Annotated in this window: 14 protein-coding genes; 13 read left to right on the top strand and 1 reads right to left on the bottom strand. The window is 41.6% G+C overall.

Translation table 11 applies throughout. The annotated features are described in order from the left end of the window. The 7 genes from G5B11_RS10665 to G5B11_RS10635 form a co-directional block, all read left to right on the top strand. The coding region (locus G5B11_RS10665) for a prealbumin-like fold domain-containing protein (protein ID WP_173728086.1) at positions 1-1306 on the top strand (1306 nt) is incomplete at its 5' end. Between the two features lie 143 nt (positions 1307-1449). After that, a complete protein-coding gene (locus tag G5B11_RS10660) occupies positions 1450-1944 on the top strand; it encodes a DUF2284 domain-containing protein (RefSeq protein ID WP_173728084.1) in 495 nt (164 codons plus the stop codon). A gap of 113 nt (positions 1945-2057) precedes the next feature. Next, positions 2058-2879 carry a hypothetical protein gene (locus tag G5B11_RS10655; RefSeq protein ID WP_173728082.1) on the top strand — a complete coding sequence of 274 codons (822 nt, stop codon included), beginning with the start codon at positions 2058-2060 and terminating at the stop codon, positions 2877-2879. A gap of 150 nt (positions 2880-3029) precedes the next feature. Further along, positions 3030-3998 (top strand): alpha/beta hydrolase, encoded by a 969-nt coding sequence (locus G5B11_RS10650; RefSeq protein ID WP_173728080.1) that lies wholly within the window; start codon positions 3030-3032, stop codon positions 3996-3998. Positions 3999-4182: 184 nt separating this feature from the next. Continuing rightward, the gene (locus G5B11_RS10645) at positions 4183-5571 is read left to right on the top strand and encodes a condensation domain-containing protein (protein ID WP_173728078.1); all 1389 of its coding nucleotides are present in this window, start codon (positions 4183-4185) and stop codon (positions 5569-5571) included. A gap of 106 nt (positions 5572-5677) precedes the next feature. Beyond that, positions 5678-5908, top strand: a complete 231-nt coding sequence (locus G5B11_RS10640; protein WP_173728077.1) for an acyl carrier protein — start codon at positions 5678-5680, stop codon at positions 5906-5908. 53 nt (positions 5909-5961) lie between these two features. Further along, a complete protein-coding gene (locus tag G5B11_RS10635) occupies positions 5962-7506 on the top strand; it encodes an AMP-dependent synthetase/ligase (RefSeq protein WP_173728075.1) in 1545 nt (514 codons plus the stop codon). Between the two features lie 45 nt (positions 7507-7551). On the opposite strand, the gene G5B11_RS10630 is transcribed toward G5B11_RS10635, so the two are convergent. Further along, positions 7552-8130 carry a TetR/AcrR family transcriptional regulator gene (locus tag G5B11_RS10630; protein ID WP_173728073.1) on the bottom strand — a complete coding sequence of 193 codons (579 nt, stop codon included), beginning with the start codon at positions 8128-8130 and terminating at the stop codon, positions 7552-7554. Between the two features lie 192 nt (positions 8131-8322). Between G5B11_RS10630 and G5B11_RS10625 the strand changes: the two genes are divergently transcribed. The 6 genes from G5B11_RS10625 to G5B11_RS10600 all read left to right on the top strand — a co-directional run bounded on the left by G5B11_RS10625 (position 8323) and on the right by G5B11_RS10600 (position 13718). Continuing rightward, entirely contained in the window at positions 8323-8481 is a 159-nt protein-coding gene (locus G5B11_RS10625) for a hypothetical protein (protein ID WP_173728071.1), read from the top strand. A gap of 254 nt (positions 8482-8735) precedes the next feature. After that, entirely contained in the window at positions 8736-8966 is a 231-nt protein-coding gene (gene vapB, locus G5B11_RS10620) for a type II toxin-antitoxin system antitoxin VapB (RefSeq protein ID WP_173728068.1), read from the top strand. Further along, on the top strand, positions 8963-9367 hold the full coding sequence (gene vapC / locus G5B11_RS10615) for a type II toxin-antitoxin system tRNA(fMet)-specific endonuclease VapC (RefSeq protein ID WP_173728066.1): 405 nt from the start codon (positions 8963-8965) through the stop codon (positions 9365-9367). Before vapB ends, vapC begins: the two co-directional genes overlap by 4 nt. Before the next feature lie 548 nt (positions 9368-9915). Beyond that, positions 9916-11805, top strand: a complete 1890-nt coding sequence (locus G5B11_RS10610) for a TIGR03960 family B12-binding radical SAM protein (RefSeq protein ID WP_173728063.1) — start codon at positions 9916-9918, stop codon at positions 11803-11805. Beyond that, positions 11786-12496 (top strand): TIGR03936 family radical SAM-associated protein, encoded by a 711-nt coding sequence (locus G5B11_RS10605; protein WP_334298000.1) that lies wholly within the window; start codon positions 11786-11788, stop codon positions 12494-12496. Before G5B11_RS10610 ends, G5B11_RS10605 begins: the two co-directional genes overlap by 20 nt. Further along, positions 12489-13718 (top strand): ribonuclease E/G, encoded by a 1230-nt coding sequence (locus G5B11_RS10600; protein ID WP_244092981.1) that lies wholly within the window; start codon positions 12489-12491, stop codon positions 13716-13718. The genes G5B11_RS10605 and G5B11_RS10600 overlap by 8 nt, the downstream gene beginning before the upstream one ends. Positions 13719-13818: the final 100 nt, after the last annotated feature.

Below are 13818 nucleotides of genomic sequence, written 5' to 3'. Positions count from 1 at the left end.
TGATGATTATGCTGTTACAGGAGGAACCAGGGTTCTTCCCTTTGAAAGACTGAGCGTCACACCAGAAAGAGAGGATACCCAAAAGACATTGACCCAGCCGGGAAGGGATACAGATAAAGCCCTTCCGGAATACCAGGGCACAGATACCACGGATCAGGGGGCAGCAGCCATGAAACGTACTGCGATCGTCAACAATGGCAGCGGCATTACCCTTCCTGGGCTTACCGATATGGTATCCTGGGAGTATGTGACCAATCATTGGAACTGCGGTTTGTATTATCTGGATCTTTCCATGGAAAAGAACTGGGCACAGACCACCAGCATCCCGGATCAGGCATCCGTCCTGTTTGAAATAACAGGCGCTACCGGAACCGGGGAAGATGCAGTAAGTTACCCGGCTGCTACTTACACTGCGACAATTGCTTCCGGCAGGGTAACTGCACAGGCAAAGGGAATGGCAAGGCCTTACAGCAAGACAGAGGGAGCACCACTGCAGATTTCCACAGCGGTGGCAGCATCCCAGGATAAAGGAAACAAGACCATGCGCTGGCTGATCCAGAAACAGCCGCTGCAGGCAGAGGGTGCAAAAGGCGTGATCCGTTATCGCATTGAAGAGAAAGCCAAAGACGAGGAAGGTAATCCTCTTTCCGGCTTTGTAATGACCAGCAGCACAGATAATACAGCAGAGGATCAGACCAGAAAGTCTGCTGTATGGAACACCCAGATCAATTATGAGATCTGTCTGGGCAAGAAAGGCAGTGAAGGGGAGCCTCTTTCCAATGCAGTATTTACCTTGTATAAAGATCAGGACTGCAAGGTTCCTGCTGGGATCACTATGAAGACAGACCAGCAGGGAAATGGCACTGTCACAGGTCTGGAGGCAGGCACAGGGGCTGTGTATTATATAAAAGAAACAAAAGCCCCCAGCGGATATTTCCTGAATAAAGGAATTCTGAAGCTGACCATTGCTTATAAAGACAAGACAAAATATTATGATCCTACCATTTCTCTGGAAAGGATCACAGATGAAACAACAGGAGATCCACTGGATCCGGCTGCTGATCGGGATAAAACGTCCATTTCGTGCACGGTGGATGCTGGTGGGAAAGACCCGGATTCACTGGTACCTGAGGTACCTTTGAAATATAGTATTTTCTTTGAACTTACAGATACCTGCATTTATTCGCTGCCTAAGACAGGCGGACGGGGCATCTGGTGGGAAATGCTTTTTGGAACAGGCTTGATGCTTGTCGCAGTGTATCTGTATAGCAAAAAAAGGAGAAATGCCTGTAGCCGCAATAAATAAAGAAGCTTACCTGAACGATATGCTTGCCTGATGGTGATGTCACTAGGTATGGAAAGTATTGATGATATCGCATTCCCCTTATTTCACTTGTTGTAAATTGACAAGAGAAATAAGGGGAAATGATGATTTGGAGGAATTTTTCTATGGATTACGTAAAAGAAGCGAAAGAACTTGGCTTCTCAAATGCAGCGATCATGGATACGCAAAAGCTTATTTTTAAACCAGAGTATCGGAGATTTTGTGAAGAAAATCAATGTGGATGTTACAATGTGAATCCTGCCTGTCCGCCTGAAAGCGGAACTGTAGAAGCTATGAAACAAAGAGCATTAGCCTATGAAAAAACTCTTATTTTGCAGACCATACAAAGCAGACATTCTGATTACAAAAAGGCAAAATTTGCTCACAATAAGCTTACTGAGCAGCTGGCATCCAAAATAGAGGAATCCGGAAACAGGGATCTTCTGATCATGTCCGCCGGTCCCTATAAGCATCACTCTTGCATGTCCGCCTACTGTATTGATGCACAGGAAATGGCTGATGCGGTAGGAATGATCTGCTGGGGAAACGATGATAAAATACGTTATTTTTCACAAATTCTTTTTCATGTTAAAGCGAGAGAAACAGTAGACTTTTTTTGATTTCTTAAGCTGGAGCATGTCACTTTTATAATACAACACACGGAATCGAAGTATCTTTATTTTATATAAAATCACGAACTTGCTCATTTATAAATAAACAGGAGGACGGAAAAATGAAAAACAGATGGAACAAAGACAACAGACTGCTGACTATATGTATGGTATTATTGATGGCATTCGTTATGACCTTTACAGTAGCAGAAACAACAGAGAATGTACAGGCAGCATCCAGCGGACTCAGTGCATATAAAAAGATATCTTTTTATAAAAGCGACAAAGTCAATGGAACAACTTATTCTATGAAGTACAACAGCAGAACTAATCGCTATATTGTATATGCGACAAAAAACGGTAAAAAGAAAGTAGTTCTTAAAAACTGTTCAAGCGGCACCATTGTAACAAATGGAAAATTTTTTTATTACGAAAGTGCGTCATTTGTAAGAAACGGAAATTTTGGAGGAACCTACAGAAAGCGTACATTGATGCAGTACAATCTAAAAACCGGCACAAACAAAGTACTGATAAGCTTCGGAGGGGAAGGCCCTGTGGACGGTATTATTGGTTGCGATGGTACCTATCTTTATATGGGATATGAGACCCAGTATGGTGATGGTATGGGAAATTTTGCAGTAGTAAATCTGGAGACAAGACAGATAAAGCGCCTCAAAAAAGATTGTTCAACAGTCCAGAAAGTAAAGAATAAAGTTCTGGTAACCGCAGTAGGATTCACGCATGGCGGTCCGGTTTATCTGATAAATAGAGACGGAAGCAAATGCAAAACAATTTGTGGAAGAGCTATTAAAGTATCTGTAAAAGGAAATTACATTTATTATACAGAAGCAACCTATAACTGGAAAACAAGAAAGTGTAGATGCGATCTCAACGGAAATAAAAAGAAAGCCCTTACTTCATGGAGTAGAGGAATTGCTGGATGAGAATTATCAGTCCTGAGATTGAAAAGTGTAGTAAATACAAGCTTAAATGGTTTGCCTGCTGTATAGTAGAGATATCAAAGTCACAGTGTGGCTCGAGAAAGATGGTCTTCTGTATTATGCAGTGATAAGACAATTACTCGAGGTGTTTTCATGAAAAAGAGAATTTCTAAAGTGTTTATAGCTCTTCTTATTATTGTTTCGGGATTTATGGAGATAAGCTGGCGTCTCTTCCATATGATGATTTGCTGTAAAAGGGGCGCTCCCAAGAAAGAAAGGAAGAAATGGTTTGAACTGTCGCACATCAGGGAAAACCATCCTCAGAATGGATACGAGAAGGAATACCATGAGAGTAAAGAATGGTGCTTTGCCCAGAAGATGGAGGACTGCTATATCAGAAGTGTGGATGGGTTAAAGCTGCATGGGTTTTACCTGCCGGCCGAAAATCCAAAACGGTTTGTTATATTAAGCCATGGATATCGTGGCAGTCGATTTGGCACTATGTCATTTATGGCAAAATACCTTCATGAACATCAATGTGATCTTCTGTTTATGGAACAACGCTGTTGCGGTGACAGTGAGGGAAAATATATTACCTTTGGTGCAATGGAGCAGTGGGATGTTCAGCGTTGGGCAATCTATGTATCTAAACGAAACAAGAAAAAGCTTCCCATTTATTTATATGGGCAGTCTATGGGGGCGTCAGCTGTGCTGATGGCATCTGCACACACACTGCCTTCGGAAGTGAAAGGCCTGATTGCTGACTGCGGCTTCCATTCCATGAAAGGACAAATGAAGGACATGGCGGTGCACTGGTTTCATCTTCATCATGTTCCTTTGCTATTAATGCAGATGGACTGGCTTTGCAGCACACTGGCCGGATTTCATATGAAGGATGCAGATACTACAGCAGCAATGCAGACGAATACCATACCAGTTCTATTTTATCACGGAGATAAGGATACCTATGTTTATCCGCATAATTCATTTCAGAACTATAGGTTATGCAAGGCTCCGAAAGAGCTTGTGGTTGTGCCTGGGGCACGGCATTTGTGCTGTGCCTATGCAGACCCCAGGCTATATCAGAATACAATGATGCATTTTTTTGAGAAATACGATTAACAGCATAACAATTCTTTTGACCGGGATGTATCAAACATTTTACAAAAAACTGTTTGATACATCCCGGTCAATTTTTTGTAAAGTGTTCATTAAGTCTGGGGGATACTGGTATTTCCCTGAAATATATGCTATTTTCCATCTGGAGCAAAAATGTAATATTTATAACAGGAAGGATTGATTAAGAATGAGAGATTACTATCCGTTAACGGCTGCTCAGAAGATGCATCATAACTGGATCAGGGACTATGGTACACAGCAGGTATCCGGTGTCAGTGTTGTGGCTTCTGTACAGGCTGAATTGGATTTTGGATTATTAAAAAAGTGTATCCAGATGGAAACAGAGCGTTCAGGATGCACCCGGGTGCATTTTACAAAACCGGACCAAGACGGAAATGTGAAACAGTATATTGTAAAACAGGATACGCGTGACATTGAACTGAAGGATCTGTCCAAAATGGAAAACCTTGCAAAAGCTGATGAATTGATGCAGCAATGGGCATATGAAACCTTTGATGGCGATAATATTCCCATGTGTGAGTTCACTATGTTGAAGCTGCCGGAAGGATACAATGGCTTTTTTGTACATATGGATCACCGACTGATTGATTCCTGTGGACTTGTAATAATGATCGGAGATCTGTTTCAGCTTTATACCTATTACAGGTACGGAACAGCGCATCCACAGGAATTGGCTGATTTTGAAACAGTACTGAAGAAAGATCTGGCAAAAGCAGGCAATGAAAAGCGTTTTGCAAAAGACAAAAAATTCTGGGAGGATCAGCTGGATGCTTTGGGAGAGCCACTGTATTCTGATATTCAGGGACCATCTGTACTGGAGATTGCCAGAAAACGGCATGGAAATCCGAAACTTCGATCCGCAGATATTGAAATGGATAATTTATTTGTAGCAGTTAAGGATTATCATCTGGAGCCGGGGCCAACTCAGAATCTGATTGATTTCTGTATGAATCATCAGCTTTCCATGACAAATCTTCTTCTGCTTGGTATTCGTACTTATCTGTCTAAGGTTAATAATGGACAGGAGGATATTACCATCCAGAATTTTATATCCAGACGTTCTACCCATGAAGAGTGGACCTCTGGCGGAAGCAGGACGATTATGTTTCCGTGCAGAACGGTGATCTCATCTGAAACAGATTTTCTTTCTGCTGCTTATGAAATTCAGAATATACAGAACCGTATTTATATGCATAGCAATTACGATCCTGAACTTATTATGGAAGAACTGCGAAAAAGATATCATACACCGGAGCATACCAGTTATGAAAGCTTCTATCTGACTTATCAGCCAATGCCGGTAAAGGTAGAAAATGAAATGCTGGGAGTTGTCCGCCAACATGCCAAATGGTTTGCCAATGGTGCAGCAACCAAGAAAATATATTTGACCGTATCCCATACAGAGGATGGTGGAATGAATTTTTCCTATCATTATCAAACAGCACACCTGGAAGAACATGATATGGAACTTCTCTATTATTATATGATGCGGATTTTGTTTAAAGGAATTGCAGAACCGGATATGAGTCTTGGTGAGATCATGGAACAAGTCTGAAAGTTATTTTGATGACTGTCTGAATAATATAAAAGGCATTTGGCAGGACAAATTGGAAATCAAAAAATATAACAGGATTGTTTACATAACAGGAGGATAGATGATAATGAATCAGGAAATGAAATTTAAAAATATCGTGGCACAGTATAGCAATGTGGCACCGGAAGAAATAACAAATAATATGAGATTCCGTGAGGATTTGGGATTCAGCTCTTTGGATTTTATGTCTTTTTTAGGTGAACTTGAGGACACATTTGATATTGAGCTTGAAGAGAGCGAAGTAATGAAAATCGTAACCATTGGAGAAGCACTTGAATTACTTGATAACTTTCAGTAGGAAGAGGTGTAGATCAGCACCTGTTTAAAACAGGCACTAGGGAGAAAATGGATATGCTGGTTAGAGATATATTAGAAGAAAGTGTACAGAAATTTGGAAAAGTCAATGCTGTAAAATGGCTTAACAGGAAAGAGATTTCAGAGAGAAGCTATTATGAAATGATGAAAAATGCAGTTTCTGTGAGAAAAGGTCTTCTTGCAGAGGGCTTTGAGGGAAAACATATTGCATTGATTGGCACCAGCTCCGTAGAGTGGATCGAGAGCTATATTGGAATTATTACAGGGTGTACTACAGCAGTGCCGCTTGATGCAGCGCTGCCCTGGGAGGATCTGGTGGAGCTGATCAATCGCTCCGATTCCGCAGCTCTTTTTTTAAGTCCAAAGCACAGACCCTATCTTCAGGCTTTTCTGGAAAATTGTCCAGGTCTTCAGAAGATATGGATGCTTCAGGAAGAGGTGGAGGATGCACCGGAAAAAGTATACAGTATCAGTGAACTTCGGAATGCAGGAAATAATGCGTCTGCAGATGCTGTCTGTCCGGATAAAGAGGATATTGCGACAATTATTTTTACTTCAGGAACAACTGGAAAAAGTAAAGGAGTTATGTTGACCCAGAATAATCTGGCTTCCAATGTTGAGGCTGTAAAAATTTCAGCAGAACCGGGTACTGTGATGCTTAGTGTACTCCCTATTCATCATGCCTTCTGCCTTGTGATGGACTGGCTGAAGGGCTTTTCCCAGGGGGCAACTATTTGTATCAATGATTCTCTGCTTCACATGGTGAGGAATATGAGCATTTTTGAACCAGACATTATGCTTATGGTACCGATGATGATTGAAACGATTTATAAGAAATTGGCTGCTTCTGACCCATCAATACCCAAAAAGGTTCTTGCAGAGAAAGTATTCGGGAAAAACCTGCGTACAATATTTACCGGTGGCGCACACCTGGACCCATATTATATTGACTGCTTTGCACAATACGGTATTCAGATACTGGAAGGGTATGGAATGTCCGAATGCTCTCCTGTTATCAGCAACAATACACCGGAAAACCATAAGCCGGGTTCTATTGGACGGCCTCTTGAAAATGTGGAGGTCAGGTTTGACAATGGGGAGATTCTGGTGCGTGGAACAAGTGTTATGAAGGGCTACTATCAAATGCCGGAGGAAACCAAGGAGGCTCTTAAGGATGGCTGGTTGCATACAGGAGACAAAGGATATATGGACGAGGATGGTTATTTATTCATTAACGGAAGGGTGAAAAACCTGATCATCCTGTCAAATGGTGAAAATGTTTCTCCGGAAGAGATTGAGAATAAACTTGCCCTGAATCCTCTTGTAGGCGAAGTGATCGTAACGGGTGAGAAGAATGGACTGACAGCCCGGATCTATCCGGAGCAGGCAGTTGTAGAAGCGAAGGCATTGGATGCAGATTCTGTTCAAAGACTGCTTCAATCATTTTTGGATGAGTACAATCAAAATCAGCCAACCTATCGTCAGATTACAGGGTTGGTTGTCAGGAAAAATCCATTTATCCGTAACACAACGAAAAAAATCAGGAGACAGGATGTTCTGATCGATGAACCTCTTGCATAATAAAAAAGGCTTTCTGTGCAGCTTACAGAAGGCCTTTTTAATGTCCTAGGACAAAAGAGGAAGCATGCCGGATAAAAAAACCTGGGACAAAATATCTGCGATGGCTTCTGGCTCCAGATCGAACTGATCCCTGGCCCATTTGTGCAGGACTCCAACCGTGCTTCCGATAGCACAGGTGATCACATAAGAAATTTCTTCCCTTGTGTGTTCATTTGGGCTGGAATTGGATGTGGTATCCGTCACATAGTGATGGAGCATAGTCAGCATTTTTTCAAACAGATCATTGCCGTGAGGTGTGCTCAGAAGTCCTGCAAGAAAAGGATTTTCCATAGTGTAACGACAGATTGAAAGAAAATAGGAGCGACAGATATCCAGGTCATTCCGAGGATGGAATTTCTCCATCATGGAAAAAACATCATGGATTGTTTTCTCTTCGACAGCAGCTACCAGCGAGGGGATATCCTGGTAATGATTATAAAAGGTGCTTCTGGCAATACCTGCAGCTTTGATGATGTCAGATACTGTAATTTTGTCAGGGGCTTTTTCACGGGATAGTTTAAAAAAAGCACCTAAGATAGCTTCATCAGCTACATAAAATCTTTCGTCAGAATCCGGCTTCTGCATGGGTATACACTCCCTTTCTCTTCAAATAAGAATGATTACTGATTTGAAAAGATTATAAAACAGCTTCAAGTACTTGTCAATAGCAGCTGTTACAAGTAAAGAAATGCCAGTTAAGAGAAGAGTTTTTATGTATGGAATATCGATCCGAATAATAAATGTATTGATCTGGCTGCATATAAAGAAGGATGTGAGTTGGCTGAAACACTGTCCGTGCTGGAGATTACTGCAAAAGGAGATTACGAAGATTTTTGTGGTGAACCTCTTGGCATATGCGGTCCATATTACTATAGCGAAACTTTTGATGATGAATTGAATTTCGCACGAGATGCATATAAACTTCTTAGCATATAATTTCTGTCAAAAACTTATCATTGAAATTAATCCATTAGCAAAGTCCATGCCCCTGGAGCCAAGGAAGTTTTGGTAGCATATTACGGAATATAGAATATCTACTGAAGAAAAAGACACTCTTGTGGCTGCCGTGGCAAACGAATTAAAAAATATTCTGGCAAAATCAAGTTAAAATATACCTATGCTCAAAAGATTCTCTTGACCGCGATATATATCACGGTATATACTATTCATAGAAGAGGAGGTGCTTTACTATGATGACAGCAAAATTATTTAAAAATGGCAGAAGTCAGGCTGTGAGGCTTCCTAAAGAATGCCAGTTTGCAGGAGACGAAGTGGCTGTAAATAAGATTGGAGATATTGTTATCTTAATGCCACAAAATAATAAATGGTCTGGTTTTTTAAGCAGCTTTGATATGTTCTCAAATGATTTTATGGAAGAAGGAAGGGAACAGCCAAAAGAACAGGAGCGAGAATCTTTATGAAGTATATGCTGGATACAAATATTTGTATTTATGCAATAAAAAATAAACCACCAGAAGTAATTCGTAATTTTCTACGTCATGATCCGGATGATATGTGTATTTCTTCTATCACATATGGAGAGCTGATGCATGGTGTTGAAAAAAGCCAGGCAGTAGAGAAGAATCGAATTGCAATGTCACTTTTTCTATCCCCAATTACCATTTTGGATTTTGATAGCTATGCTGCAGAAGAATATGGGAAAATCCGGGCAGATCTGGAAAGAAAAGGAACTCCGATTGGACCATTGGATATGCAGATTGCAGGTCATGCAAAATCAGAAGGGCTTACGGTGGTGACTAATAATACAAGAGAGTTTTATAGAATTGAGGGATTAGCGGTAGAAGATTGGACTAAAGAATAAAACATGAAAAGCTGAAAGCTCTGCTTAGTGCAGGGCTTTTTCCGCCGATAATCCTCCTTGCACTGTGATGAATAATAGTTACACTACAATAATAAAGGAAAACGTACCGATTTTAGCAGAAAACGTATACCGTTAAATCAGAATGGACGTACCACTGATTTCAGAATAGGCGTACTGTTCGAGCAGGTTCGCTACATAGCACTCATTTTAATGCGAAAATCCTCATGATTTTTCCGAATAAAAATTATATACTTGAACTTCTAAGCGTTTCTGTTTATAATAAAAACACTGTTAATGGTTCTGTTTTCCGGTATCAAAATGGTCTCACGCATTTCCAGATGCTGAGGTTATTTTTTTGCTTGAAAATAGAAAAAGTGACCAAATGCATTTTTAGCCAAAAAACAGGCTTAAAAGTGCCCCTCTGTTTTTCCGGTTTTTCGACCTGACAGACAGATTTTTGAGTCCTAAAACGCATATTACAGAAATCTGAATTTCCTAGAAATTCATTGCTTTATTGTTGTATATGCACAATTATCGAAAGGAATAGTATGAGAAAATTAGCACTTAGTGACGAAATATTGCTTAGTGTTGACAAAGCAGCCCGCTATATCGGCGGAGAAGTCAACTCTGTTATGAAAATGGATGAGGATGGGAATATCGATCCCAACGTGAAGGTACGTGTGGCATTTGATTTCCCGGATGTGTATGAGATTGGAATGTCCAATTTAGGTATGATGCTTTTGTACAACATGTTTAATGAGAGGGAAGATGTATGGTGTGAGCGTGTTTTTTCTCCATGGATGGACCTGGATAAGGTGATGCGTGAGAAAAATATTCCGCTGTTTGCACTGGAGTCCCAGGATCCTATCCGTCAGTTCGATTTTCTGTGTATTACCTTAGGATATGAGATGTGCTACACCAACGTATTGCAGACCCTGGATCTGTCTCATATACCACTGCTGGCCAAAGACAGAGATGATTCATGTCCCATCGTTGTAGGCGGCGGTGCATGTGCCTACAATCCGGAACCACTGGCTGCCTTTTTTGACCTTTTTTATATTGGTGAAGGTGAAACTGTTTATGATGCGTTGTTTGATGCATATAAGGCAAATAAAGCTGCAGGGGGATCCAGGGAAGACTTTTTACTTCTTGCGGCACAGATCCCCGGGATTTATGTTCCGGCATTTTATGATGTGACTTATCATGAAGATGGCACCATTGCTTCCTTTGAGCCGAACCGGGCAGAAGCACCCAGAGTTATTCAGAAGCAGCTGATCATAGATATGGAAAAAGGCTACCGCTCCATTAAAAAACCGGTTGTTCCATTTATTAAGGCAACACAGGACAGAGTGACGTTGGAAATACAAAGAGGATGCATCCGTGGATGCAGATTCTGCCAGGCTGGAATGATCTATCGGCCAACCCGTGAGCGGGATATCCAAACTTTGAAGGATTCAGCCAGAGAGATGCTGGAAAGCACTGGACATGAGGAGATTTCCTTAAGTTCTTTAAGTTCCAGTGACTATTCACATCTTCCGGAGCTGGTGAATTTCCTGATTGATGAATTTAAAGAAAAGTGTGTGAATATTTCCCTGCCGTCTCTTAGGATCGACGCATTTGCACTGGATGTTATGAGTAAGGTACAGGACATTAAGAAAAGCAGTCTGACATTTGCCCCTGAAGCCGGATCACAACGACTTCGTAACGTAATCAATAAAGGACTTACAGAAGAGAATATCATGCAGGGTGCAGCAGATGCCTTTCTTGGCGGCTGGAATAAAGTTAAATTATATTTCATGCTTGGGCTGCCTACCGAGACAGAAGAAGATATGAAAGGGATCGCACATCTTGCTGAGAAGATTGCAGAGGAATATTATGATCTGATTCCAAAGGAAAAACGCCATGGCAAGATTCAGATCAACGTGAGTACATCTTTCTTTGTTCCCAAGCCATTTACTCCATTCCAATGGGCTGGAATGTTCACAGAGCAAGATTTTATTGACAAGGCAAAAGTAGTAAAGGACGAGATCCGTGCACAGCTGAATCAGAGAAGTATCCGTTATAACTGGCATGAGCCGGATGTGACTGTACTGGAAGGCTTTCTTGCAAGAGGAGACCGGCGTGCATCACAAGTAATCCTGAAAGCATATGAAAAGGGTGCGATTTATGATGCCTGGTCTGAATCCTTTGATTATAATATATGGAAGGAAGCTTTTGCAGAAACAGGAGTGAATATTGATTTTTATACATTACGGGAGCGGAGTACTGATGAAATCCTTCCCTGGGATTTTATTGATGCAGGTGTTAAGAAGAAATTCCTGATCCGCGAATGGGAGCAGGCGCATAAAGAAATTGTAACACCAAACTGCAGGCAGAAATGTTCCGGCTGCGGAGCCGCTGGTTATAAAGGAGGTGTGTGTGTTGAAAGTAAGAATTAAGTTTACAAAAGAAGGCCCTATAAAATTTGTAGGTCATCTGGACACCATGCGCTATTTCCAGAAGGCAATCCGCAGGGCAGGACTTCCGGTGGCATTTTCCGGTGGATACAGTCCTCACATGATTATGTCCTTTGCCGCACCTCTTGGGGTTGGCGTTGAAAGCCTGGGAGAATATTTTGATCTGGAGCTTACAAAGACCATTCCTACTTCCCAGATCAGGGAGCTGTTGGATGCCCAGATGACAGAGGGCGTGCATGTGCTCAGCGCAAGAAAAGTGGAAGACGGAAAAGCCGGGAAAGCAATGTCTCTTGTAGCTGCCGCTGATTATTATGTAGTATTTAGAGAAGGAAAAGAGCCGAAGTGTGTATGGCGTGAGAGAATTCAGGAATTTTTGGCGCAGCCTGAGATCCTTATAACAAAGGAAACAAAAAAAGGCACAAAAGAGGTGGATATCCGTCCATGTATTTACCAGATGGAGCAGCAGGAACAGGGTATATTTATGAAACTGGCATCTGCAAGTTCTAATTACACAAAACCGGAAGCCGTGATGAACAGTTTTTGCAGCTGGCTGAAAGAAGAAATGTCTGAATTTCCATGGATGGTCAAACGACTGGAAGTATATGCAGATCTTGGTAGTGAAGATAACCATCGTTTTGTTACTTTGGAAGCGTTAGGAGAGGAAATTGAGTAAACTTATTATCACCCGGATGGAAATAAGCGGAATTTCCTGCAGTGTCTGTATTATTACAGAAGATCAGAAGATCATGGAGCTTCAGCTGGAGCCTGAAAACAGGAAATCTATCCTGGACAATATTTATGTTGGACAGGTGGAGAATGTGGCTGCCAACATTCAGGCTGCATTTGTACGGATCGCACCGGATGTAAGAGGCTATCTTTCGTTAGAAGAAGGGAAAACAGCTATTTTCAGCGCAGGACGAACTGCAGATAATCATCCCCTTAAGCCAGGTGATGAGCTGCTTGTGCAGGTAAGCAGGGATGCCATGAAAGGAAAACTTCCTGCATTGTCCGGAAATCTGAATTTTACCGGGAAGTATCTGGTACTGACTACAGGCGATAAGAAATTCGGTCTTTCCAAAAAGCTAAGCGTTGAAGACCGGAAAAGACTTTCTGGCTGGTTTGAGGATGAAATCCAGAAACCGGATAAGGAATATGGACTGATCGTGCGTACAAATGCTGCAGAAGCAAAAAAAGAAGAACTGGAAAGAGAATTGAAGCATCTTCGGGAAACGTATCAAAGGGTAGCTGTAAATGGACGCAGCCGTACCTGCTGCAGTCTTTTGTATCAGCCTGAACCAGAGTATATACGAAGGATCCGGGATACTTATAGCCAGAAGCTGGAAGAGATCGTTACCGATATCCCGGAATATTATCAGCAGATCTACGCTTATCTGGAGGGAAGCAGCCCCCAGGAGCTTTCCAAAGTTCGTATGTATACAGACAAACTGCTGCCCCTTTATAAGCTGTACAGGATCGAGTCTGCTCTTGACGAGATCTGGCATGAAAAAGTGTGGCTGAACAGCGGCGGTTTTCTTGTGATCCAGCAGACAGAAGCGTTTGTCTCCATTGATGTGAATACAGGAAAGTTTACAGGAAAGAAAAAGGTTCAGGAAACCTATCGTAAGATCAACCTGGAAGCTGCACAGGAGATTGCCAGACAACTGCGGCTTCGGAATCTTTCCGGGATCATCCTGATCGATTTTATTAATATGGAAAATCCGGATCATATCGATGAGCTTTTCCATGTTCTGAAGAAACATCTTAAGAAGGATTCTGTGCGCTGCAGGGCAGTGGATATTACGCCACTGAATATTCTTGAAATGACCAGAAAAAAGGTGCGCAGACCTGTGATCGAGGATCTGATGGATCTGCAGAAGGCAGAAAAAAGCTTATAAAAAGCCTTATAAAAATCAAAAAAACGTAGAAAAATATATTGACGAACCCAAAAAGGTCTGTTATTATAATCACGTATGCCGCACAAAGAGGTTGAAGTGC

Origin of the sequence: Blautia glucerasea (genome assembly GCF_013304385.1) — a bacterium.
Classification (GTDB): Bacteria; Bacillota; Clostridia; order Lachnospirales; family Lachnospiraceae; genus Blautia_A; species Blautia_A ammoniilytica.
The sequence above is the reverse complement of the archived record's forward strand: the minus strand, read 5'-3'. Positions and strand labels throughout refer to the sequence as shown.

Bases quoted from the DNA above. Each gene is read 5' to 3' on its own strand.
- G5B11_RS10660 (WP_173728084.1), top strand. From the start codon at position 1,450: ATGGATTACGTAAAAGAAGCGAAAGAACTTGGCTTCTCAAATGCAGCG.
- G5B11_RS10655 (WP_173728082.1), top strand. From the start codon at position 2,058: ATGAAAAACAGATGGAACAAAGACAACAGACTGCTGACTATATGTATG.
- G5B11_RS10650 (WP_173728080.1), top strand. From the start codon at position 3,030: ATGAAAAAGAGAATTTCTAAAGTGTTTATAGCTCTTCTTATTATTGTT.
- G5B11_RS10645 (WP_173728078.1), top strand. From the start codon at position 4,183: ATGAGAGATTACTATCCGTTAACGGCTGCTCAGAAGATGCATCATAAC.
- G5B11_RS10640 (WP_173728077.1), top strand. From the start codon at position 5,678: ATGAATCAGGAAATGAAATTTAAAAATATCGTGGCACAGTATAGCAAT.
- G5B11_RS10635 (WP_173728075.1), top strand. From the start codon at position 5,962: ATGCTGGTTAGAGATATATTAGAAGAAAGTGTACAGAAATTTGGAAAA.
- G5B11_RS10630 (WP_173728073.1), bottom strand. From the start codon at position 8,130: ATGCAGAAGCCGGATTCTGACGAAAGATTTTATGTAGCTGATGAAGCT.
- vapB (WP_173728068.1), top strand. From the start codon at position 8,736: ATGATGACAGCAAAATTATTTAAAAATGGCAGAAGTCAGGCTGTGAGG.
- vapC (WP_173728066.1), top strand. From the start codon at position 8,963: ATGAAGTATATGCTGGATACAAATATTTGTATTTATGCAATAAAAAAT.
- G5B11_RS10610 (WP_173728063.1), top strand. From the start codon at position 9,916: ATGAGAAAATTAGCACTTAGTGACGAAATATTGCTTAGTGTTGACAAA.